The sequence below is a fragment of the Pseudophaeobacter sp. A-200-2 genome (genome assembly GCF_041008815.1).
GTDB lineage: Bacteria > Pseudomonadota > Alphaproteobacteria > Rhodobacterales > Rhodobacteraceae > Phycobacter > Phycobacter gallaeciensis_A.
Window position 1 is genome coordinate 314,644 of sequence record NZ_JAXGFU010000002.1, and the last position, 21,481, is coordinate 336,124.

The window sequence follows — 21,481 nt, forward strand, 5'->3', positions numbered from 1 at the left end:
AGCTGGTCTGGGGGCTTGTGGAGATGAGCCTCAGGCGCGCCATTCCGCGACGGTCGTAACCGGCTGCAATCCCATGCTGCTCATCAGCCCGGCTGAGGCCGTGTCAAAGACGGCAAAGCTTGTGGTCAACGTGTCGATGCCAAGTGTCTGACAGCGGGATTTCACTTCTGTCACCAGTGCTTGACCAACTCCCAGACGGCGGAATGGCGGATCCACGGCAATATGATGCAACTGGATCCGTTTGCCGCCGCGCATCACCGGCAGGTGAGGCTGGTCTTCGATCTCATAGATAGCATAGCCCATCAGGGCGCCTGCGGGGCTTTGCGCGGCGATTGCCTGTATCCCGTCCTTTTCCATCCAGTCTGACAGCCAGTCTGCAATGTCACTGTCCGCCGGGGCAGACGGGTAGCGGAGGGGTTGTTCTTCCGCGTGCTGTGCATGGAGGTCCCGCAGCAAGGGAACAATACGCCCTGCGTCACGGGCAGTGATATCGGTAATCTTCATCTTCTAAATCCTGTGGTCCGTTCAAAAGGCCCAGCCAAAAAAGAAACGGCTGGGCATAAAGAAAGGGCGGATCGCTGTGATCCGCCCCTTGCTGAAATCTTGGTATGGCCGGTGGCGTTATTCGCGGTTCCCAAGCAGCTGAAGCAGCATCATGAAGAGGTTGATGAAGTCCAGATACAGGCTGAGGGCGCCCATGATCGCGGCTTTGCCCAGCCACTCCTGATCGCCGGATTCGGCCATCTGCAGGTAGGTGTTCTTGATGTTCTGGGTGTCATAGGCGGTGAGGCCTGCAAAGATCAGAACGCCGATCACCGAGATGGCGAAGGCCATGGCGGAGGACGCCAGGAAGATGTTCACCACCGAAGCCACGATCAGGCCGATCAGCCCCATGATCAGGAAGGTGCCCATTGCGGAAAGGTCTTTCTTGGTGGTGTAACCCACCAGGGAAAGGCCCGCGAATGCGATGGCGGTGATCAGGAATACCTGAACGATTGATTCACCGGTGAAAACCAGGAAGATCGAGCTGATCGACAGGCCCATGACGGCTGCGAAGGTGTAGAACACCAGCTGCGCGGCCGAGGCCGACAGGCGGTTGATGGCGGCGCTAAAGCCGAACACGAAGGCGAGCGGCGCGAACATGATCACCCACTTCAGCGGCGACGCGTAGATCGCATAGCCGAGGCTGGTCAGATATTTGTCGGCGCTCAGCTGTGCAGAGGCGGCCGACGGATCGGTTGTCACCGCGAGGCCCGAGATGGCCCAGGCGGCCAGAAAGGTGATGAACGTGCCCACGGACATGGTGCCGTAGACTTTGTTCATATGGGCGCGCAGGCCCGCATCGATCTCGGCAGTGCGTGCGCCTGCTGTAGAACGAATGGTGTCAAACTGTGCCATGTATCATGGTCTCCGTTTTCAAAAAGTCTCCCCAGTTGCGCGGAACAGCCGGTTCAACGGCCATGCACAACATTCCCGTCAAATATCGGGTCAAAGCCCATACGGTTCAAGTCTGCGATGAAAAGATTTGCCGCAAAAACATGAAAAGGCGCACCATTACAGCGGGTGCGCCTTCAGTCGTCATTTGTCATCTGTGAGGTCTCTGTCAGCGCGTCCAGGAATCCGGTGCGTCCCAGAATGGGCGGCGGGCCTCTTCCTTGGCGGCGTCGCGGCTGATGCCGATGTCTGCCAGCGCCTCAGCGTCCAGTTTTGCCAGCGCGCGCCGCTGGCGGGTCAGAGCGAATGCGCCTTTGATGCGATCCGCGAGGCTGCGGCGGGGTTTCGGGCTGACCGAGGTGGTGGAGATATAGGTCATGACTCTTGTCCTTTCTTTCGTTCGTGATGGTATCTTGGGCCTTTATCAATTCTGTTGATGTATATGGGGGAGTGTGATTAATATTGGAAACGAATGTTTTTGATATCTTCCATCAGAGGTCGTGATGATTAGAAATTTGGACCTGACGACGCTGCGCTCATTTGTGGCAGTGGCAGACAACGGTGGCGTGACACGCGCAGCAGGTTTTTTGCATCTCACTCAATCGGCGGTTTCGATGCAGTTGAAACGGCTGGAGGAGTTGCTGGGGCTTGAACTGCTGGACCGGTCGGGGCGCTCCATTGCCCTGACCCCATCGGGGGAACAGCTGCTCGGTTATGCTCGCCGCATGGTCGCGCTCAATGACGAGGTGATCACCCGGCTGACCGATCAGGCTTTTGAAGGTGAGGTTGTTCTGGGGGTGCCGCATGACGTGGTCTATCCGGTCATCCCGCGCGTACTACAGCGGTTCAACACCAGCTTTCCCCGCGTCAGCGTCAATCTGGTGACCTCGAATACCCGCGATCTGAAGGCCGGCTTCGCCAAAGGGGCCTATGACCTGATCCTGACAACCGAAGGAACTGCGGGCGAGGGTGGCGAGCCCATCCACGAAATGCCGCTACGCTGGATCGGCGCGGTGAACGGCTCCGCCTGGCGGCAGCAACCGCTGCGTCTTGGCTTTTGCCGCAACTGTATTTTCCGGGCCTCTGCAACCGCAGCACTGGATGAGGTTGGGATCGAGTGGGATATGGCGGTGGACAGCGAATCCGACCGCACGGTGGAGGCCACGGTGAGCGCGGACCTTGCCATTGGTGTTCTGCTGGAGGGCACCCAACCTGCGCATCAGGAGGTCATCGAACACGGCGGCGTGCTGCCTGCCTTGCCGGTGCAGCAGATCAACCTCTATGGCGCGGATCGGGTGCGGGCCGAGTATGTTGGCGATCTGGCAAATATCATTCGGCAGGGGTTTGCCGCTCTGCGTCCGGCGCAGTTGCGCGCAGCGGGCTGATCAAAGGGGCTGAGGGAATAAACGGCTCTCGAAAAGGGATGTGATCGCCATGGCCCTATAACCGTGCGATGGCGATTTCCCGGTTCTATTTACCTGTCACGGGGTAATAACGACCTTCCCGGTCGAGGCCCGGCTGCGCAGCAGCTCCATTCCTTCCGTGACCTGCGATAGTGGCAGGACGTGGCTGATATGCGGTTTGATCCGACCGGCTGCGTGCCAGTCGAACAGGGTCGCAAAGGCCTGCTGAATGACCTCTGGCCGGGCTTTCATGTAGCCGCCGATATAAAAGCCGATCACGGTCAGGTTCTTGACCAGAAGATGATTGGCCGGGATCTGGGGCACTTCGCCGCTGGCAAACCCGATCGGTAGCAGCCGCCCGCAGGGGTTAGTCGCCCTAAAGGCAGCTTTCCACACCGGGCCCCCGACCGCATCATAGACAACATCGGCGCCGCCCAGGTCCTTTACGATGCTGCGCAGATCCTCGCTGTCGTCGATCACGTGATCCGCTCCAGCGGCCCGGGCCACCTCCAGTTTGTCGGCGCCGCGCGCATGAGCAATAACGCGGGCGCCCATCAGCTTGCCAATCTCCACTGCGGTCAGCCCAACGCCTCCGGCAGCGCCGGTGACAAGCAGGGTTTCGCCCGGTTGCAACCGGGCGCAGTGATCCAGCGCCACCAAGCTGGTGCCATAGGCGATCTGCAGCGCGGCGGCGTGTTCAAAACTCATGCTGTCCGGAATGCGGACCGCGCGGCTGGCGTCAAACACACCTTCTTCAGCCAAGCCACCTTGACCGCAGAAGACTGCAACCCGGTCACCGATCTTGAACTCTGTTACCGTTTCTCCCAGCGCGGTTACCGTGCCAGAGACCTCCAAGCCGGGTACGAAGGGTAGGGTGGGGGTGTCCTGATAAGTGCCCTTCTGCATCAGCAGATCCGCGAAATTCAGCCCGCAGGCGGCGATCCTGACAGCGATCTGTCCTGCAGCCGGCGCCGGGCAGGCAATTTCGATCAGTTTCGGGGCGGCGTCGAAGGCGGTGACCTGATAAGCCTGCATGATGTCCTCTTGGTTTTGCCGCGCGAAAGGTGATTCGTTGCGTGACTGTTTGACAACAGACGCCGCAAATTCACCTCGCTATTTATGGGGAGGCATTATTTCACATGTTGTTGGTCGCATTAGCATGACAAAATGATGCATGAAATCATGTATTTGGATATCTTCAACCGCGACTGACCTTTGTCGCACTTGAATTCAACCGTGGAGGTCGTAAGCTCAGCTGAGGGGTTGAGCCTCTGTCGCGGTTTTAGAGGGTCCGGTAACGCGGGCCAGTGTTGATATCCTGACGGATTTAGCAATCATCGCGGCTACTTGGGCGCGAACCACTTTGGTATAACTAGGAGATAGCACATGGCTCATCCTGTAGATGTGCATGTCGGCAAACGGATCCGTCACCGTCGCTGGCTAATTGGTATGACACAGCAGCAACTGGCCGAGAAAGTCGGCATCAAGTTCCAGCAAATTCAGAAATATGAAACCGGTGCCAACCGGGTCAGCGCCTCCCGCCTTTGGGATATTTCTGACGCGATGGACGTCCCGGTCAGTTTCTTCTTTGATGGTCTACAGGAAGAGGATAAGGCCCCTGCCGACAAGGCAGACAAGGCGTCGGTGCCTGAGGATCTGATGGGCGATAAAGAGGCCTTGGATCTGGTGCGTTCCTATTACGCGATCCCCGAGAACCAGCGCAGGCGATTGTTCGAGCTGGCCCGTGTGCTCAGCGACGCAGCCTGAAAGTGAAAAGACCCTTCGGGGTCTTTTTTCTTGAATAGCGTGCGGCCAGATGGCACCGCCATCGCATGACACAGAACCCTGATTCCGATTTGGACGTTGCGCAGAAGATGGCCGATGCGGCCGGCGCAGCGATCCTGCCGTATTTTCGCAGCGCCACTCTTGGAGCGGACAACAAGCTGGAGGACGGGTTCGATCCGGTCACCGTCGCTGATCGCGAGGCGGAACTGGCGATGCGGGCGGTGCTGGCGCAGCTGCGCCCTGATGATGGTATCCTGGGCGAGGAATTCGCTCCCGTCGAAGGCAGCTCTGGCCGGACCTGGGTTCTGGATCCTATCGATGGCACCCGCGGTTTCATCAGCGGCACGCCGACCTGGGGGGTGCTGATCGCCATGTCCGAGGCAGACGGCCCAGTGCTGGGCGTGATCGATCAGCCCTACACCGGCGAACGCTTTATCGGCGCGGCCGGGCTGGCGCAGATGACCGGGCCACAGGGCGCACGCGATCTGGCGACCCGTAACGGCACGGCGCTGGATCAGGCGATCCTTTTCACCACCTTTCCCGAAGTCGGCACCCCTGAAGAACGTGCCGGGTTCGAACGTGTCTCCGGAAAGGTCCGGCTGACGCGCTATGGCATGGACTGCTACGCCTATGCACTGCTGGCGGCGGGGCAGATCGATCTGGTTATCGAGGCGGGCCTCAACGCCTATGACGTGCAGGCCCCGATCGCAGTGATCCAGGCTGCAGGCGGTGTCGTAACTGATTGGGAGGGCGGCCCGGCTCATGAAGGCGGCCGGGTGCTTGCCGCCGCCAATGCCGAATTGCACGCGGCGGCGCTGGCCCTATTGAAAAACAGCTGATCAGGTCCCGTCCGGGGCTTGAGCGCGGCCATGGCAGTGCTGTATAGCACCGCCACGGCCCGAGTCCTTTACCCGTATTCTGTCGGGCCAGTTCACACTTCCAAAACCGAAACGGGTGACAAAGGAGTGTGAACCGATGCAGGAAATCCTGATTCAAAATGCCACCACCGTCATCACCATGGATGATGCGGACCGCGTATTGCACGATGCAGATGTTCTGATCCGGGGCGGTCAGATTGCCAAGGTGGGGCAGGGGTTGCGCACGACAGGGCAGATCGTCTCTGGCCGGGGCTGCGTGGTGACGCCGGGCCTCGTCAATACGCACCACCATCTTTATCAGAACCTCACGCGCGCAGTGCCCGGGGCGCAGGACGCGCTGCTGTTTGGCTGGTTGCAACGGCTCTATCCGATCTGGGCGCGCTTTGGCCCGGAGGAGATGTTCGTCTCTGCCCAGCTGGGGCTGGTGGAACTGGCTCTCTCCGGCTGTACCCTCAGCTCTGATCATCTGTACCTTTATCCCAACGGCGCGCGGCTGGAGGATACCATCCATGCCGCCCGCGAGGTCGGTTTGCGTTTTCACCCGACACGCGGCGCCATGAGCATCGGGGAAAGCGACGGGGGATTGCCGCCGGATAGCCTGGTCGAGCAAGAGACGTCCATTCTTGAAGATATGATCCGCGTGGTTGATGGCTTTCACGACGCCTCTGAGGGCTCCATGTGCCGGGTGGGGCTTGCGCCCTGTTCGCCGTTTTCGGTCAGCCGCGACCTGATGCGGGATGCGGCGTTGCTGGCGCGTGACAAGGGCGTGATGCTGCATACCCATCTGGCCGAAAACGATGAGGATATCGCCTATTCCGAAGCGCAGTTCGGCTGCCGTCCCGGCCAATATGCCGAGGAACTGGGCTGGACCGGCGATGACGTTTGGCATGCGCATTGCGTCAAGCTGGACGCGCAGGAAATCGATCTGTTTGCGCGCACCCGGACCGGCGTGGCGCATTGCCCCTGTTCCAATTGCCGCCTTGGCAGCGGTATCGCACCGGTACGGGCGATGCGCGATGCCGGGGTGCCGGTGGGGCTGGGCGTTGATGGCTCGGCCAGCAACGATATCGCCAACTTGATCGGCGAGGCGAGGCAGGCCATGCTGCTACAGCGGGTTGCGCAGGGCGCTGACGCCATGAGCGCCTATGAGGCGCTGGAAATCGCCACCCGTGGCGGCGCTGATATTCTGGGTCGTCCCGATTGCGGTCGGCTCAGCCCCGGCAAACGCGCCGACGTGGCAGTCTGGGATGTGACCGGCGTTGCCTCCAGCGGCAGCTGGGACCCGGCGGCCTTGCTGCTGGCCGGGCCGACACAGGTCAAGCATCTGTTCGTGGAAGGGCGTCAGATCATCTCGGCAGGCGAGGTCACCAGCCTTGAGCTGCCGCGGCTGATCGAACGCCATGGGCAGCTGGCCCGCGCCTTGGCCGAGAAGGCGTAACGGAAGGCTGCAGGCGGGGCGGGGCGTCAGACCTGCCGCCCGCCGATCCAGACTTCGGACACAGCCCGGTCATCACCCATCATGATGGTGGCAAAGGCGGCCTCCCAGATGTCATCGGCGCGGGCGGCGCGCTGGGCGATGGCGGGGGTGGAGGCGAGATCGAGCACCACAAGATCGGCCTCCATGCCCGGGGCGACATTGCCAATCTTGTCTTCGAGCCGCAGCGCCGTGGCCGAGCCTTGCGTTGCCAGCCACAACAGCTGGGCCGCGTGCAGGGGGGTGCCGCGCAGCTGGCCGATCTCATAGGCTGCCGCCATCGTGCGCAGCATGGAAAAGCTGGAGCCGCCGCCGGTGTCGGTGGCAAGGCCGATCCGCTGCCCTTCGGCCATCAGCCCGGCCATATCGAACAGCCCGGACCCGATGAAGGTGTTCGAGGTAGGGCAATGCACCAGCGCGGCGCCATGTTCGCGCAGCCGGTCACGTTCGCGCGGTTCCAGATGGATGGCATGTCCGTAAAGGCCACGTGCGCCCAACAGGCCAAAGGCCTCGTAGGTGTCCAGATAATCGCGGGCATCCGGGAACAGATCCTTGACCCAGGCGATCTCATCCGTTTGTTCACTCAGATGGGTTTGCATCAGGCAGCTGGGGTTGGCGGCCCAGAGGGCGCCGATGGCCTCTAGTTGTTCAGGGGTAGAGGTGGGGGAGAACCGCGGCGTGATCGCATAGTCCAGCCGGTCGATCCCGTGCCAGCGCGCGATCAGCGCCGCACTGTCGTCATAGGCAGACTGAACCGTATCCTGCAGCCCTTCTGGGGCGTTGCGGTCCATACAGGTTTTACCCGCCACAACCCGTTGCCCGCGCGCCTGCGCCGCCGTGAAGAAGGCATCAACGCTTTCGGGGTGGATGGTGCAATAGCTGCAGACCGTGGTGGTGCCATGGGCAGCGGTCAGGTCCAGATAGCGGGCCGAAATCTCATCGGCATAGGCACGATCACCAAAGCGCATCTCCTCGGGGAAGGTATAGCTGTTCAGCCAGTCGATCAGCCGCTTGCCCCAGCTGGCAATAATGGCGGTCTGTGGATAGTGCACATGCGCATCGACGAAGCCGGCAAGAATCAGCTTCTCCCCGTGATCATGCAACGCGGCTGCGGGAAACCTCTGGCGCAGATCGTCAAAGCTGCCGACGGCGGCAATCTTCCCATCCTGCACGGCCACTGCCTCGCTCAGCCTTGCCGCTTCCTGCGGTGCCTCCGTGGCAAAGGGGGAGCCTTGAAAGGACAGGACCTGTCCCCGCAGGATGTGGGCGTTGCTCATGATGTGCTGTCCTTTCGTGCGAATTCACCGCATGCAGGATACGCGCGGCGCGCGCGGCGGTAAATTGTGTCATTGTCATTGTTTTCCGGTAGCAGCTTCTTCTATTCATGGGACAAGCATCGGAAGGGGCAGCGTATGAGCACAGGCGACGAGACCATCGGGACCGACAAGGGCCAGGACGACGCCTATATGTTGGATCGCCGCCGCGTGGCGCAGATCCTTTATGCTGTGGATACCAACGACAAGGCCGAGCTGGCGAACCTGATGGAGCCGCTGCACGCGGCCGACATCGCCGACCTTCTGGAGCAGGTGAACGCCTATGACCGGGCCCGGCTGATCCGGCTTTATGACCGCGAATTCGACGGCGAAATCCTGTCAGAACTGGACGAGGCGATCCGCGAGGAAGTGATCGCGATCCTCAACCCGCAGGTTTTGGCTGAAGCAGTCCGGGATCTGGACAGCGACGATGTGGTCGACCTGCTGGAGGACCTTGAAGAGCCGCAGCAGGAAGCCATTCTCGACGCGTTGGAGGATTCCGACCGGGTCGCGATCGAGCAATCGCTGAGCTACCCGGAAAACTCCGCCGGCCGCCTGATGCAGCGCGAAGTGGTGATGGCGCCGGAACACTGGACGGTGGGGCAGGCGATTGATTTCATGCGCGAAAGGTCGGACCTTCCAGCGCAGTTCTATCACGTGGTCATGGTCAGTCCGCGCCTGCATCCGGTGGGCAATGTCACTCTTGGCCGGATCATGTCGGCCCGACGCGAGGTACCGCTTACCGATCTCAGGGAAGAAACCTTCCAGGTCATTCCCGCCGATCAGGACGAGGAAGACGTGGCCTATGCTTTTAACCAGTATCACCTGATTTCGGCCCCGGTGGTCGATGACGAGGGGCGTCTTGTGGGTGTCATCACCATCGATGATGCCATGGCGGTTCTGGATGAAGAGCACGAAGAAGACATCCTTCGCCTGGCCGGTGTCGGCGAAGGCAGCCTGTCGGACCGGGTGATTGACACCACCAAGCGGCGGTTCCCCTGGCTGGCGGTCAACCTGGTAACGGCCGTGCTGGCGTCGATGGTGATTTCAATGTTCGAAGATACCATCGCCCGGTTCGTGGCCCTGGCCGTGCTTATGCCCATCGTGGCCTCGATGGGCGGCAATGCCGGCACCCAATCGCTGACGGTGGCGGTGCGTGCGCTGGCCACACGCGACCTGACAGGATCAAACGTCTGGCGGGTGATCCGGCGTGAGGTTCTGGTGGGGCTGGTCAACGGTCTGATCTTTGCCGTTGTGATGGGCTGTGTCGGGCTGTTGTGGTTCGGCTCGCCGCAGCTTGGCGCGGTGATTGGCGTCGCGATGGTAATCAATCTGGTCGTGGCAGGCCTCGCCGGGACCGTGGTGCCGGTTATGCTGGAAAAAATGAATGTGGACCCGGCACTTGCCTCGGGGGCTTTTGTGACGACGGTGACCGATATCGTTGGATTCTTTGCCTTCCTCGGTCTGGCCGGGCTGGTTCTTCTCTAGGCATTCAATCCCGGCAAAGGAGGGAGCAATGGCGGATCTGGCAGCGATCAAGGCACAAGCGCGCAAGGCGGCCTTTGCCCGGCGTAAAGAGGCCTTCGATATGGGCAAACCCGGCGCGGCCGGACATCTGTCCGAGGTGCTGGCCGGGTATCGCGGTGTTCCATTGTCCGGATACATGCCGATCCGCACCGAAATCGATCCGCTGCCTGCCATGGCCGAAGCCGCGGCTCATGGTGTGGTCGGCGTACCGGTGATCGAAGGTGCAGGTCTGCCCTTGCGGTTCAGCCGCTGGCAACCCGATGCGCCGCTGCGTGAAGGACCATTCGGCGCGATGGTGCCTGCGGTGGATGACTTCTTTGAACCCGAAATCCTGATCGTGCCGCTGGTGGCCTTTGATCGGTCCGGCGGGCGGCTTGGCTATGGCGGCGGCTTTTACGATCGCACGCTGGAGCTCTTGCGCAGCAAGCGGGCGACGCTGGCCATCGGCTTTGCCTTTGATGCGCAGGAGGCGGAAGATCTGCCGCTGGAGCCGACCGATCAGCCGCTTGACATGATCGTGACCGAAAGCCGTATCCTCCAGTTTTCCCGATAAGGAGGGGGCTTAGGCTGCGTTGTTTCAGTGGGGTTTGGCGCGAAAAACAGCGCAATGAACGTCCAGAGGGCTTGTTCCCTGCCGCAGCGCCGCCTAGGACTGAGCCATGAGAATTCTGTTTCTAGGCGATGTGATGGGCCGCGCGGGGCGCCGTGCCATCACCGAAAACCTGCCGCGACTGCGCAAGGAGTGGCGGCTGGATTTTGTTGTGGTCAACGGCGAGAACGCGTCGAATGGCATGGGGCTCAGCGGCGATCACGCCAAGCTTCTGCTTGATGCCGGGGCCGATTGTCTGACCCTTGGCGATCATGCCTTTGATCAAAAGGACATGATGCAGTTCATCGAAAAGGAACCGCGCATCATCCGGCCACTGAATTTTGCGAAAGGCGCACCGGGGCGGGGGCACCGCCTGTTCGACGCGCCCGGCGGGCGCAAGGTGCTGGTAACGCAGGCGCTGGGTCAGGTGTTCATGAAACGGGCCTATGACGATCCCTTTGGCGCTGTCGAAGGCGTGCTGAAGGCGCACCCGCGCGGCGGGCTGGCGCAGGCGGTGATCGTCGACATGCATTGCGAGGCGACCTCGGAAAAGATGGCGATGGGGCATTTCTGCAATGGCCGGGCCTCGCTGGTGGTCGGCACCCACACTCATGTCCCTACCGCTGATGCGCAACTCCTGTCCGAAGGCACCGGTTATCTGACCGACGCGGGTATGTGCGGCGACTACAATTCCGTCATCGGCATGGATAAGGCCGAACCGATGCGCCGGTTCCTGACTGGCATGCCCAAAAGCCGCTTCACCCCGGCGGAAGGGGAGGCGACCCTGTCGGGTGTCTTTATCGTAACAGACGACCGCACCGGCGCGGCCAAGGAAATTCACATGGTCCGGGACGGTGGTCTGCTGCAAGGCGCGGCGCCGGTCTGATCCACTGACCTGTCGCTCCGGCCACCAAATGTGCATTGAAACCATCGTGAGATGCCAAATGCTTGTGGCCGGGGTGCAGAAGTGCTTGCCCCGCAATTTGGGATCGGGGACACTCTGTGCCGGTCTGGCATAATGGGCGGGACCGCAGCATCGCAAACCAGGTGGGATATTTGCCGCACATGCATGTCTTTCAAGTCGCTCAGAACGGCAGCGCCCTGATCACCCTTCTGATCGTCGCACTGATGTTTCTGGCCTTTCTGAAGGAAACCTACCCGACCGAGGTGGTGGCCCTCGCTGGGGTGTCTCTGATGCTGATCACCGGCGTTCTGCCTTATGATGCGGCGCTGCCGGTGCTTTCCAACCCGGCGCCGTGGACGATTGCGGCGATGTTCATCATCATGGGGGCCTTGGTGCGCACCGGGGCGCTGGATGCCTTTACCGCGATTGCCCGCAAACAGGCCGAGGTCAGCCCCAAGCTGGCCGTTGCCATGTTGATGGCCTTCGTCGTGGGCGCCTCTGCTATCGTCTCCAACACGCCGGTCGTGGTGGTTATGATCCCGGTGTTCATCCAGATCTCCCGCACGCTGGATGTCTCGGCCTCCAAGATGCTGATCCCGCTCAGCTATGCGGCGATCCTGGGTGGCACGCTGACGCTGATCGGTACCTCGACCAACCTCTTGGTGGATGGTGTGGCCCGGGCACAGGGTTTGGCGGCTTTCAGCATTTTCGAAGTCACGCCGCTAGGGGTCATTCTTGTGATCTGGGGCATGGTCTACTTGCGCTTCATCGCGCCGCGACTGCTGCCGGACCGGGATAACCTGGCCAACCTGCTGAGCGACCGTTCGAAGATGAAATTCTTCACCGAGGCTGTCATTCCCCCCGAAAGCAACCTGATCGGCCGTGAGGTTTCCGGCGTTCAGCTGTTCAAACGTCCGGGCGTACGCCTAATCGACGTCATCCGCGGCGATGTCTCGCTACGGCGGAACCTCAAGGGCGTTGAACTGCAGGTCGGGGATCGGGTGGTGCTGCGCACACAGATGACCGAACTTCTGAGCCTGCAAAGCAATAAGGAGCTGAAGCGCGTCGATCAGGTGTCCGCGGTGGAGACCAAGACTGTCGAGGTTCTGATCACCCCCGGTTGCCGTCTGGTCGGGCGCTCGCTGGGCGCCATGCGCCTGCGTCGCCGCTACGGTGTCTATGTGCTGGCGGTGCACCGGCGCAATCAGAATATCGGTGTGCAGCTCGACGATTTGGTGGTGCGGGTCGGCGATACCCTGCTGCTGGAAGGCGCCCCAGCGGATATTCAGCGTTTGGCGGCGGATACGGATATGGCCGATGTCTCTCAGCCGACGCAGCGGGCCTATCGCCGTAGCCACGCACCCCTTGCGATTGCTGCGCTTCTGGGGATCGTGCTGCTGGCCGCGCTGGGCGTTGCGCCGATCCTGATGCTGTCGGTTGTCGCGGTGGCGCTGGTGCTGGTCAGCCGCTGCATCGACGCGGATGAGGCGTTTTCCTTTGTCGACGGGCGGCTACTGGCGCTGATTTTCTCGATGCTGGCGATTGGCGCTGCGCTGGAAAGCTCGGGCGCGGTTGCGCTGATCGTCAATGCCATCGCACCGGGCCTGTCCGGCCTGCCGCCCTTCCTGCTGGTCTGGGCGGTCTATCTGCTGACGTCGGTGCTGACCGAGCTGGTGTCGAACAATGCGGTGGCGGTCGTGGTGACCCCCATCGCAATCGGGCTTGCCCAGGCGATGGGGCTGGATCCGCGTCCGCTGGTTGTTGCGGTGATGGTGGCAGCCTCGGCGTCCTTTGCGACACCCATCGGCTATCAGACCAATATGCTGGTCTATGGTCCGGGTGGCTACAAGTTCACTGATTTCCTGCGCGTGGGCATTCCGCTGAACCTCAGCATCGGCCTGCTGGCCTCGGCCCTTATCCCGCTTTTCTGGCCTCTTTGAGGCGCGATTACATCGGCCAGAAGAACAGGATGGCCGGGATCGAAACCGCGATCACCAGGATTTCCAGCGGCAGTCCCATGCGCCAGTAATCGCCGAACTGATAGCCACCGGGACCCAGCACCAGCGTGTTGTTCTTGTGGCCGATGGGAGTCAGAAACGCCGCAGAGGCCGCCACGGCGACCGCCATCAGGAACGGGTCTGGGGAGACATTCAGCGCCGTTGCCATCTGGATACCCACCGGGGCCGCAACAATGGCCGTGGCCGTGTTGTTCAGCACATCCGACAGCGTCATTGTGACCACCATCAGCACGGTCAGGATCGCCCAGGCAGGCAGGCCCTCGGTCAAGCCGATCAGACCGTTGGCGATCAGCTGGGTGCCGCCGGAACTGTCCAGCGCGGCGCCGAGTGGGATCATCGAGCCCAGAAGAACGACCACAGGCCATTCGACGTGATCATAGATCTCCGCCACCGGCAGGATCTTGGTCAGCACATAGGCAATCGCCACCAACCCGAGCGCCACTGGCAGGTAGACAAGGCCCACCGAGGCCGCCGCTACAGCCGCAGCAAACAGGCCGATGGCCATCCATGTTTTATCATTGGCGGTGACGGATAGGCCCCGTTGGGCCAGTGGCAGGCAGCCAAGCCATTCGGTCACATCGGCGCTGCGGTCGCGTGGGCAGAGCAGCAACAGGATATCGCCCGGCTCGATAGTGGTCTGGCGGATATGGCTGGTCAGACGCCGCCCTTGCCGGGAAATGCCCAACAGGACCGTGCTTTGCCGCCAGGCAAGGCCGACGGCCTGGGCGCTACGCCCGTTGACGCGCGCGGTTTCCGGTACCACCACCTCGACCAGTTCCAGCCCTTCGCCCGCGGCGGTCAGCTTTTCCTGCCGTGCGGCATCGGCAAAATCGAGCGACAGCGCTGTGCGGAACTCGTCCAGCGCTTCGGGCGTGGCCTCGATCACCAGCGTGTCGGCGGCCCGCAGGCTGTATGCGGCGGCACGACCATAAAGCCGTTTGCCGTCCCGGATCAGACCCAGAATCGCCACGTCCGCCTTTTCCGCCTCGCTGTCCAGCTCTCCCAGGCGTTTGTCGATCAGGGGGGACTCTTCGGGCACTGTCAATTCGGCGATGTAATCGGCAATCTGCGCCTCTGACGCGCCGGCGGCGTTCTCGCGCTGCGGAATAAGGCGCCAGCCGATCAGGGCCACGAAGGCGAGACCGGCAACCGAGGCAACAAGGCCGACCGGGGCGAAATCGAACATGTGGAAGGGCTCACCAAGGGTGTCTTGGCGGATCGACGCGATGATGATGTTGGGCGGGGTGCCGATCAGCGTGACCATGCCGCCAAGGATCGTTGCAAAACTCAGCGGCATCAGGCTCAGCCCCGGCGCGCGGCCCGCCTTGCGCGCGGTCTGGATATCCACCGGCATCAACAGGGCGAGCGCAGCTACATTGTTCATGAAGGCCGACAGGACCGCGCCGATCCCGCCCATCAAGCTGATATGCAGGCCCAGGGCGCGGCTGCTGTCGACCAGCGTGCGGGTGATCAGGAACACCGCGCCAGACCGCACCAACCCGGCCGAGACGATCAGCACCAGTGCCACCACCAGCGTCGCAGGATGGCCGAAACCGGCAAAGGCATCCTTGGCCGGGACGACGCCGATCACCACCGCTACCATCAGCGCTGAAAAGGCCACCAGATCATAGCGGTAGCGCCCCCAGAGCAGCATCCCGAAGACCGCTGCAAAGATGGTGAAAAGCATGCCTTGGTCAAATGTCATTGCTGCCTGTCCCTGGTTAAATCCGGCATGAAGCCCTGCAAACGCCGGGACAGTCATTCCGGTAATGGGGGCAGTGTCGCGCAAAGCTGCAGCCGATGCCAGCACTGGCCTGAAACCCGGACGGATTTGTGTGTCTCAAGCTTTGAGGCGTGCTGCTGAGGTGGCTTTGGCACCAATCTCTTGCGGCCCGCGATGCAGGGCTGTATCAAACGCCCCGACAAGATCAATCGGTAGAAATGGAGGCTGGCGCATGGCAGGCCACTCAAAATGGGCGAATATTCAGCACCGCAAGGGTCGTCAGGACGCCGCGCGTTCAAAGCTTTTTTCCAAACTGGCCAAGGAAATCACCGTGGCCGCGAAGATGGGCGACCCGGATCCTGAAAAGAACCCGCGCCTGCGTCTTGCGGTGAAAGAGGCCAAGAGCCAATCGGTCCCCAAGGACGTGATCGAACGCGCGATCAAAAAGGCGATCGGCGGCGATGCGGAAAACTATGACGAGATCCGCTATGAAGGCTACGGGCCGAACGGCGTTGCGGTGATCGTCGAGGCGATGACCGACAACAAGAACCGCACCGCTTCGACGGTGCGCTCGACCTTTACCAAGAACGGCGGCAACCTTGGCGAGACCGGCTCGGTCGGCTTCATGTTCGACCGCAAGGGTGAGGTGACCTATCCGGCTTCGGTTGGCGATGCGGACACCGTGATGATGGCGGCCATCGAAGCGGGCGCCGAGGATGTCGAAAGCTCGGAAGATGGTCATATCATCTACTGCGCCGACACCGATCTCAACGATGTCTCCAACGCGCTCGAAGCGGAACTGGGCGAGTCTGAATCGACAAAGCTGATCTGGAAGCCGACCACCACCACAGAGCTGGACCTGGAAGGCATGCAGAAGCTGATGAAGCTGGTCGATGCGCTTGAAGATGACGACGATGTGCAGCGCGTCACCACCAACTTCGAAGCCTCGGACGAGGTCATGGCGCAGCTGTAACGCGGCTATAGAACCTTCGTAGTACAAGACAAAGGCCCGCCAATCTGGCGGGCCTTTTGCGTTTGGGCTCCCGGGTGCCGAAAGGTCAGTCCAGCTTGCGGTAGCTGAGGAAATTACCGCCGGGCAGATACATCAGGGTCATTTCGAAATCGGACATGCTGTCGATGGCATAGCAGTAGCTCTCGCCGGTCTCTTCCTCGCGCGCATAAAGGTAAGGGCCTGCGCCCTGAAAACTGTCACACCAGTCTGACACGGAAATATAGTCGCGTCCGGTGATGGCACCGTCATATGTGTTGTCGCGCTCAGACCCCAGAATGTTGAACTGGGAATTGGGATCATCGACCGAGTACCAACTGCCTTGCATCCGGTTCAGGATCGAATCCGCGTTGGTCCAGGGACGAATGGTGATATCGCGCAGCACAACATCCGCGCTGCGGTCGTAAATGGCTTCCAGATCGCCCTGAACCTCGATGGGCGTGCCGGGGTCCAGTTTCTCCATGATGGCAAAGACGAACTGCGGCGTGCGCCCGTCATCGGAGACGTAGAACTTGGTGCCGTCGGCGTGAAAGCTGCAGGTGCGGGCGCCCTCATAGGTGCAGTCCTGCAGGTTGGCCATGTTGGAATAGGGCTCGCCATAGGTGCCCGCCGGGGCGGGGCCTGTGGCTGGAGCAGGTGCCGGTGGCGGAGGGGCGGGCTTCGGTGTGGTTTCGCTCTTGCTGGTGGAATTGTCCACCAGCGTCAGGGTGAACTGTTTCGCGGTCTTGCCGGTGTCCAGTTTGCGGAAGCCGGTGCTCTCATATCCCCGTGCGGCACACTCGGAATCTCCCGATATTGTGAAGGCCTGTGAGGTGGTGCAGAAGGTGAAATCACCGCTGGCAAAGGCCGAACCCGAAGAATTGGCACGGTAGTAATAGTAGCGATTCTTCAGATCCCCGCCGAGCGGCGTCTTGCAATCGCCCGCATCGATGTTCCACCATCCCTTGGATACCCAGGTGTCGCCATCGGCGTATCCGATCGCCACGCTGAGGCTGCGCCCGGCATCGTTGCAGATTTCAAGGCCTGCAAAGGCAGGAGCGGCAGAGAAGGCGAGGCATAAACCGGCAGTGACAAAGCGCATAACATATCCTGAATTTGAACGATTTCAGGCTAGGCACGGGGAATGCGTCGCGCAAGAAAAACCGGCCTGTAACGTGTCAGCACCGTAAAAGGCACCGCAATTGTGGCGTTTTGAGCTTTTCAGTCGGCCCCGGCGGTGATCACGCCCGCGGCGCGCAGTTCCGCGTGCTCCGGTATCCAAAGGTCGGAGTTGGCCACCTCAAAGACCCTCTGCACAAACCCTTCGCTGATGCCCTGCTGCAGGAAAAAGGACAGGTCCTTCTCCTGCTCTTTCTTCAGGTCCAGTTGCGGCAGCCCGCCTTCGAACATCAGTGCATAGCCGTGAAATCCGAGCTGTCCCTTGGGGGCGAGGAGGCGCTCCTGCCCAGCGGCAAAGATCACTGTGCAGGCAGAGGCACATAGGTCGGCAGCCTGGGTATCAAGGCCACGGGTCCGGATCAGCTTGGCCACGCCGCGCGCCTCGTAGATCAGCCCGCCGGGGCCGGTCAGATGCAGAGAGCGGACCTCTGGCGCCGCGTCCAGCGTTGCTGCTATGCGCCGGGTCAGCCCGTGGGTGATTTCGCCTGTAAAGATCAGCGTGCGGCCATCATCGGACAGGGTCAGACTATAGAGCTGCTGGCGCGCCTGTTCCTGCTGCTTGGCATAGGGCAGAGTCTCCACCTGTCCGGCGGTCAGCAAGGCGCCCCACCACTGCGTCAGTGTCGCAAATCCTGCAAACAATAGAACCAGATAGCTGCCCCAGACCGGCGCCATTGACCCGGTGCTGCGGATGTGTCCATCGGTGCTGCGCAGCAAATCGCGGCTTTGCCACGCCAGCAACACCCCATCCGCCGCGATCAGCCCCCAGGCCAGTGACACGGGCAGCCAGAAGAAATGATTGAGGGCCAGCCAGACCAGCAGAACCCCGGCCCGTGGCAGAACCACGTGCAGGCCAAGGCTGCGCCGCAGAGAGACTGGCCCGGGTGTCACACCGGGCTTTCTGTCATTCGAAGACCTGGCAAATCTCCTCCAGAGGTTTTTTGAACTTGGCGACTGAGGGAACCATAGCATTTTCTGCCGGATGGCCTACAGCGATGATCATCGTAGGCTTTTCCGAGGTCGGGCGACCCAGGGCGCCATTGAGGAACTTCATCGGGTTCGGCGTGTGGGTCAGGCTGACCAGTCCAGCGGTATGCAGCGCCGTCAGCAAAACGCCGGTGGCAATGTTCACGCTTTCGGGCACGTAGTAGTTCTTGTAACGGGTGCCGTCCGCAAACTCGCCCCAGCGCTGGGCAAAGACCACGATCAGCCAGGGCGCGATGGTCAGATGCGGTTTGTCTTCATTGGTGCCGATCGGCTCCAACGCCTTGATCCATTCATCGCCAGCGCCGCCTGCATAGAACTTGCGTTCTTCTTCCTCAGCCTCGGCGCGGATCCGGGCCTTCAGTTCTGGGTTCGAAACGGCCGCAAAGAACCAGGGCTGGTGGTTGGCGCCCGATGGCGCGGTGCCCGCCGCCCGGATGCAGTCCTCGATCACCTGTCGGGGCACCGGCTGATCTGTGAAATCGCGCACCGTGTGGCGCCGCTGCATATGGGCGAGAAACTCAGTCGCCTTTTCCTGCATCTGCGCATCCGTGTACGCGGCCCGGTCGGGCAATGGCAGCGGATCATAGCTGAGAGAGTCTTGTGAAAACATGAGGGGTCTTTCCGATTGGTCTTAACGGTCTTGGGTCAAATGCCGTCGCGCTGATGTCTGCACAGACCGGGTGACCTCTGCAAGGGCAGGCGCCATCACCCGCGCCACCTGCCACGTGAGCGGAACCGGCAGGATTGTGTCGGGGATGAGTGGCACCAGACGGCCGCTGTGCAGCTCTTCCCCGATGATGGAAAGCGGGTTCATGCCCCAGCCGAGACCGGCAGCTGCGGCTTCGATAAAAGCCTGGGTAGAGGGCAGGTAGTGCGCGGGCGGCGACAACCGGGGTGCCACGTTCCGCTCCAGCCACTGCTGCTGCAGTCTGTCCTTTGCGTTAAAGATCATGCAGGGCGCCTCGGCAGCGGCCTCTGGCGTGACGCCGTCTGGAAACCAGCGCGCCATGAAGTCCGGGCTGGCGGTTGCCGCATAGTCCAGCGTGCCGAGCGGGTAGGCATCAAACCCGGGCACGGGCCGGGTGCTGGCGGTGACCGCGGCTGAGACCTCGCCGCGCTTCAGCCAGTCGGCGCTGTGATCCTGATCGTCCACCAGGAGATCGAACAGCACGCCGTCAGTTCCGGCCATCGCGTCGATGAACCAGCTGGCAAGGCTGTCGGCATTGACCGCGATGCGCAGACGCACCGGGGCCGTGCCGTTTTCCAGCGCCAGCTCCCGCGCCAGCTGCGCCTCAAGAAGGCCGATATCCTCGGCGTGTTTGGCAATCCTCAGCCCCGCCGCCGTGCCGGTGCAGGGCACACCGCGCAGGACCAGTGCGATGCCGGTACGGTCCTCCAGCGCCTTGATCCGCTGTGAAATGGCCGAGGGCGTCACCCCAAGGGCATGGGCCGCAGCCTCGAACGAGCCATGGTGTAAAACGGCCCGGAGCGCGGAAAGGTGATTGGGGTCGAGTTGCATTAGCTATGCTTAATCTGGGTTATCATAATTAATTGGATTATCCGGGCTGCGGCGCTTAGTCAAAGCGCGAAGAGTTCCAAAAGAAAGACGCCCCGCATGTCAGCCAGCCTTGTTTCCGGATTTGCCCTTGGCTTTAGCCTGATCCTTGCGATCGGGGCACAGAACGCATTTGTGCTGCGGCAAGGGCTGCGGCGGCAGCATGTATTCTGGATCTGCCTGACCTGTGCAGGCTCGGATGCGGTACTGATCTATGCCGGGGTTCTGGGGTTCGGATCGCTGACACAGGCGCTGCCGGGGATCGAGGCCATCATGCGCTTTGGCGGGGCCGCTTTCCTGATCTGGTATGGCGCGCGCAGTCTGCTGGCGGCCTGGCGCGGCGGCGCCGTTCTGGAGGCGGCGGGGCAGGGCAATCAGAGCGCGCCGCTGCTGCCGGTTCTGGCGACGGTGCTGGCGCTGACCTGGCTCAACCCGCATGTCTATCTCGATACGGTGGTTCTCTTGGGCACGATCTCGGCGCAGGATCCGGCGCCGCTGATCTTTGGCCTTGGGGCCGTTTTGGCAAGTTTCACGTTTTTCTTTTCCCTTGGATATGGCGCGGGTCTACTGGCGCCTGTGTTTGCCAAGCCCCGGTCCTGGCAGGTGCTTGAGGCAGTTGTCGGGCTGACAATGTGGGCCATTGCAGCGAACCTCCTGTTGATCTGAGGGAGGGCAAGTGCTGGGCGAGGCAGAGCGCTTTGCGGGCAAAGGCGGATGCCGAAAATAATTGCCATGTTCAGGGTTGTACCCTTTGCCGTTTGGGTGTTCTGTCTGGCGTCATGAGTGATGCGCAGCAGACAAAAGACCGGGACACTAATCCCGTGATGGGCATTTTCTGGATGCTGGTGACCGGGCTGAACTTTGTCGCGGTCACGGCCTTGGTCAAATACCTGGGCGGGCGGATCCCCCCTGCCGAATCCGCCTTCCTCAGATACCTTCTGGGGCTGGTGTTCCTGATCCCGATGATTGGCGCGCTGCGTCAGACCAAGCTGACGCCCAAGCTGTGGGGACTGTTTGCTGGACGCGGCGTTTTGCATACGCTTGGGGTGATGCTGTGGTTTTTTTCCATGACTCAGATCCCGCTGGCCGAGGTTACGGCGATGAACTATCTGGCACCAGTTTACGTAACCATCGGCGCGGCTGTGTTTCTGGGGGAGAAACTGGCCCTGCGCCGGATCGCGGCGATCATCGCGGCTTTGATTGGTGCGCTGATCATCCTGCGGCCAGGGTTTCGGGAAATCTCCCCCGGGCATATCGCAATGCTGGCAGCGGCGGTGGTGTTTGGCGGCTCCTACCTGCTGGCCAAATTCACCGTGGACGGCACCAATCCGGTTGTGGTGGTAGCCATGCTGTCGCTTTGGGTGACGGCGGGGCTGGCGCCCTTTGCGGCGGCGGTCTGGGTGACCCCGACACTGGCTGAGCTTGGCATTCTCTTTGCGGTGGCCTGTTTCGCCACGGCGGGGCACTACACGATGACGCTTGCCTTCTCGGCGGCGCCGGTTGCGGTGACGCAGCCGGTGACCTTCCTGCAGCTGATCTGGGCGACGCTTCTGGGCGCGCTGGTGTTTGACGAGGCGATCGATATCTGGGTGGTCTCGGGCGGCGCGCTGATCCTTGGAGCAATCAGTTTCATCACCTGGCGCGAGGCGGTTCTGAAGCGTCGCGCCATCACACCGCCGGTGCCTGCGACCAAGGTCTGAAGGTCCTACCTGTATGCAGTTGGG

At 61.6% G+C, this 21,481-nt stretch carries 21 protein-coding genes; 11 read left to right on the top strand and 10 right to left on the bottom strand.

Annotated features, from left to right (window positions below):
- Positions 1-30 precede the first annotated feature (30 nt).
- The 3 genes from SM766_RS04110 to SM766_RS04120 form a co-directional block, all read right to left on the bottom strand.
- Complete coding sequence (locus tag SM766_RS04110) at positions 31-504, bottom strand: GNAT family N-acetyltransferase (RefSeq protein ID WP_065270783.1); 474 nt, start codon at positions 502-504, stop codon at positions 31-33.
- Between the two features lie 117 nt (positions 505-621).
- Entirely contained in the window at positions 622-1,398 is a 777-nt protein-coding gene (locus SM766_RS04115; RefSeq protein ID WP_274867239.1) for a Bax inhibitor-1/YccA family protein, read from the bottom strand.
- A gap of 205 nt (positions 1,399-1,603) precedes the next feature.
- A complete protein-coding gene (locus SM766_RS04120) occupies positions 1,604-1,813 on the bottom strand; it encodes a DUF1127 domain-containing protein (RefSeq protein WP_065270781.1) in 210 nt (69 codons plus the stop codon).
- Positions 1,814-1,937: 124 nt separating this feature from the next.
- On the opposite strand from SM766_RS04120, the gene SM766_RS04125 reads away from it, so the two are divergent.
- On the top strand, positions 1,938-2,819 hold the full coding sequence (locus SM766_RS04125) for a LysR family transcriptional regulator (RefSeq protein ID WP_065270780.1): 882 nt from the start codon (positions 1,938-1,940) through the stop codon (positions 2,817-2,819).
- 96 nt (positions 2,820-2,915) lie between these two features.
- Here the strand turns inward: SM766_RS04125 and SM766_RS04130 are convergent, their stop codons facing one another.
- Positions 2,916-3,872: an NADPH:quinone oxidoreductase family protein gene (locus SM766_RS04130; protein ID WP_368947022.1), complete on the bottom strand. Its 957-nt coding sequence runs from the start codon at positions 3,870-3,872 to the stop codon at positions 2,916-2,918.
- Positions 3,873-4,223: 351 nt separating this feature from the next.
- On the opposite strand from SM766_RS04130, the gene SM766_RS04135 reads away from it, so the two are divergent.
- The 3 genes from SM766_RS04135 to SM766_RS04145 all read left to right on the top strand — a co-directional run bounded on the left by SM766_RS04135 (position 4,224) and on the right by SM766_RS04145 (position 6,938).
- Positions 4,224-4,604 (top strand): helix-turn-helix domain-containing protein, encoded by a 381-nt coding sequence (locus SM766_RS04135; RefSeq protein ID WP_065270778.1) that lies wholly within the window; start codon positions 4,224-4,226, stop codon positions 4,602-4,604.
- A 65-nt stretch (positions 4,605-4,669) separates the two neighbouring features.
- Positions 4,670-5,461, top strand: coding sequence for a histidinol-phosphatase (gene hisN / locus SM766_RS04140; RefSeq protein WP_274828344.1), 792 nt, complete (start codon positions 4,670-4,672; stop codon positions 5,459-5,461).
- 136 nt (positions 5,462-5,597) lie between these two features.
- Entirely contained in the window at positions 5,598-6,938 is a 1,341-nt protein-coding gene (locus SM766_RS04145; RefSeq protein ID WP_368947023.1) for an 8-oxoguanine deaminase, read from the top strand.
- Positions 6,939-6,964: 26 nt separating this feature from the next.
- Here SM766_RS04145 and guaD read toward each other — a convergent pair whose 3' ends face one another.
- Positions 6,965-8,251, bottom strand: a complete 1,287-nt coding sequence (gene guaD / locus SM766_RS04150; protein ID WP_368947024.1) for a guanine deaminase — start codon at positions 8,249-8,251, stop codon at positions 6,965-6,967.
- Positions 8,252-8,386: 135 nt separating this feature from the next.
- Between guaD and mgtE the strand changes: the two genes are divergently transcribed.
- The 4 genes from mgtE (at position 8,387) to SM766_RS04170 (ending at position 13,247) form a co-directional block, all read left to right on the top strand.
- Positions 8,387-9,775: a magnesium transporter gene (gene mgtE / locus SM766_RS04155; protein ID WP_065270774.1), complete on the top strand. Its 1,389-nt coding sequence runs from the start codon at positions 8,387-8,389 to the stop codon at positions 9,773-9,775.
- A gap of 28 nt (positions 9,776-9,803) precedes the next feature.
- Positions 9,804-10,367 (top strand): 5-formyltetrahydrofolate cyclo-ligase, encoded by a 564-nt coding sequence (locus SM766_RS04160; RefSeq protein WP_347509903.1) that lies wholly within the window; start codon positions 9,804-9,806, stop codon positions 10,365-10,367.
- 106 nt (positions 10,368-10,473) lie between these two features.
- A complete protein-coding gene (locus tag SM766_RS04165) occupies positions 10,474-11,289 on the top strand; it encodes a TIGR00282 family metallophosphoesterase (protein ID WP_347509904.1) in 816 nt (271 codons plus the stop codon).
- A gap of 179 nt (positions 11,290-11,468) precedes the next feature.
- Positions 11,469-13,247, top strand: a complete 1,779-nt coding sequence (locus SM766_RS04170; RefSeq protein WP_274835733.1) for an SLC13 family permease — start codon at positions 11,469-11,471, stop codon at positions 13,245-13,247.
- Between the two features lie 7 nt (positions 13,248-13,254).
- On the opposite strand, the gene SM766_RS04175 is transcribed toward SM766_RS04170, so the two are convergent.
- Entirely contained in the window at positions 13,255-15,030 is a 1,776-nt protein-coding gene (locus SM766_RS04175; protein WP_368947025.1) for an SLC13 family permease, read from the bottom strand.
- 250 nt (positions 15,031-15,280) lie between these two features.
- Here SM766_RS04175 and SM766_RS04180 point away from each other — a divergent pair, with 250 nt between their 5' ends.
- A complete protein-coding gene (locus SM766_RS04180) occupies positions 15,281-16,021 on the top strand; it encodes a YebC/PmpR family DNA-binding transcriptional regulator (protein ID WP_065270771.1) in 741 nt (246 codons plus the stop codon).
- Positions 16,022-16,106: 85 nt separating this feature from the next.
- Here the strand turns inward: SM766_RS04180 and SM766_RS04185 are convergent, their stop codons facing one another.
- The 4 genes from SM766_RS04185 to SM766_RS04200 form a co-directional block, all read right to left on the bottom strand.
- Positions 16,107-17,138 (bottom strand): DUF1036 domain-containing protein, encoded by a 1,032-nt coding sequence (locus SM766_RS04185; protein ID WP_065270770.1) that lies wholly within the window; start codon positions 17,136-17,138, stop codon positions 16,107-16,109.
- A 119-nt stretch (positions 17,139-17,257) separates the two neighbouring features.
- The gene (locus SM766_RS04190) at positions 17,258-18,106 is read right to left on the bottom strand and encodes a COG3904 family protein (RefSeq protein ID WP_368947026.1); all 849 of its coding nucleotides are present in this window, start codon (positions 18,104-18,106) and stop codon (positions 17,258-17,260) included.
- Positions 18,107-18,119: 13 nt separating this feature from the next.
- Positions 18,120-18,812, bottom strand: coding sequence for a nitroreductase family protein (locus SM766_RS04195; protein ID WP_368947027.1), 693 nt, complete (start codon positions 18,810-18,812; stop codon positions 18,120-18,122).
- Between the two features lie 21 nt (positions 18,813-18,833).
- Positions 18,834-19,721, bottom strand: coding sequence for a LysR family transcriptional regulator ArgP (locus SM766_RS04200; RefSeq protein WP_368947028.1), 888 nt, complete (start codon positions 19,719-19,721; stop codon positions 18,834-18,836).
- A gap of 96 nt (positions 19,722-19,817) precedes the next feature.
- Between SM766_RS04200 and SM766_RS04205 the strand changes: the two genes are divergently transcribed.
- Both SM766_RS04205 and SM766_RS04210 read left to right on the top strand, forming a co-directional pair.
- Positions 19,818-20,423 carry a LysE/ArgO family amino acid transporter gene (locus tag SM766_RS04205; protein WP_274828355.1) on the top strand — a complete coding sequence of 202 codons (606 nt, stop codon included), beginning with the start codon at positions 19,818-19,820 and terminating at the stop codon, positions 20,421-20,423.
- A 113-nt stretch (positions 20,424-20,536) separates the two neighbouring features.
- Positions 20,537-21,457, top strand: coding sequence for a DMT family transporter (locus SM766_RS04210; RefSeq protein WP_490363346.1), 921 nt, complete (start codon positions 20,537-20,539; stop codon positions 21,455-21,457).
- The last annotated feature ends 24 nt before the right edge of the window (positions 21,458-21,481 follow it).

Excerpts from the sequence above, each read along its gene's own strand:
- SM766_RS04110 (WP_065270783.1), bottom strand. The coding sequence starts at position 504 with ATGAAGATTACCGATATCACTGCCCGTGACGCAGGGCGTATTGTTCCC.
- SM766_RS04115 (WP_274867239.1), bottom strand. The coding sequence starts at position 1,398 with ATGGCACAGTTTGACACCATTCGTTCTACAGCAGGCGCACGCACTGCC.
- SM766_RS04120 (WP_065270781.1), bottom strand. The coding sequence starts at position 1,813 with ATGACCTATATCTCCACCACCTCGGTCAGCCCGAAACCCCGCCGCAGC.
- SM766_RS04125 (WP_065270780.1), top strand. The coding sequence starts at position 1,938 with ATGATTAGAAATTTGGACCTGACGACGCTGCGCTCATTTGTGGCAGTG.
- SM766_RS04130 (WP_368947022.1), bottom strand. The coding sequence starts at position 3,872 with ATGCAGGCTTATCAGGTCACCGCCTTCGACGCCGCCCCGAAACTGATC.
- SM766_RS04135 (WP_065270778.1), top strand. The coding sequence starts at position 4,224 with ATGGCTCATCCTGTAGATGTGCATGTCGGCAAACGGATCCGTCACCGT.
- hisN (WP_274828344.1), top strand. The coding sequence starts at position 4,670 with ATGACACAGAACCCTGATTCCGATTTGGACGTTGCGCAGAAGATGGCC.
- SM766_RS04145 (WP_368947023.1), top strand. The coding sequence starts at position 5,598 with ATGCAGGAAATCCTGATTCAAAATGCCACCACCGTCATCACCATGGAT.
- guaD (WP_368947024.1), bottom strand. The coding sequence starts at position 8,251 with ATGAGCAACGCCCACATCCTGCGGGGACAGGTCCTGTCCTTTCAAGGC.
- mgtE (WP_065270774.1), top strand. The coding sequence starts at position 8,387 with ATGAGCACAGGCGACGAGACCATCGGGACCGACAAGGGCCAGGACGAC.
- SM766_RS04160 (WP_347509903.1), top strand. The coding sequence starts at position 9,804 with ATGGCGGATCTGGCAGCGATCAAGGCACAAGCGCGCAAGGCGGCCTTT.
- SM766_RS04165 (WP_347509904.1), top strand. The coding sequence starts at position 10,474 with ATGAGAATTCTGTTTCTAGGCGATGTGATGGGCCGCGCGGGGCGCCGT.
- SM766_RS04170 (WP_274835733.1), top strand. The coding sequence starts at position 11,469 with ATGCATGTCTTTCAAGTCGCTCAGAACGGCAGCGCCCTGATCACCCTT.
- SM766_RS04175 (WP_368947025.1), bottom strand. The coding sequence starts at position 15,030 with ATGACATTTGACCAAGGCATGCTTTTCACCATCTTTGCAGCGGTCTTC.
- SM766_RS04180 (WP_065270771.1), top strand. The coding sequence starts at position 15,281 with ATGGCAGGCCACTCAAAATGGGCGAATATTCAGCACCGCAAGGGTCGT.
- SM766_RS04185 (WP_065270770.1), bottom strand. The coding sequence starts at position 17,138 with ATGCGCTTTGTCACTGCCGGTTTATGCCTCGCCTTCTCTGCCGCTCCT.
- SM766_RS04195 (WP_368947027.1), bottom strand. The coding sequence starts at position 18,812 with ATGTTTTCACAAGACTCTCTCAGCTATGATCCGCTGCCATTGCCCGAC.
- SM766_RS04200 (WP_368947028.1), bottom strand. The coding sequence starts at position 19,721 with ATGCAACTCGACCCCAATCACCTTTCCGCGCTCCGGGCCGTTTTACAC.
- SM766_RS04205 (WP_274828355.1), top strand. The coding sequence starts at position 19,818 with ATGTCAGCCAGCCTTGTTTCCGGATTTGCCCTTGGCTTTAGCCTGATC.
- SM766_RS04210 (WP_490363346.1), top strand. The coding sequence starts at position 20,537 with ATGAGTGATGCGCAGCAGACAAAAGACCGGGACACTAATCCCGTGATG.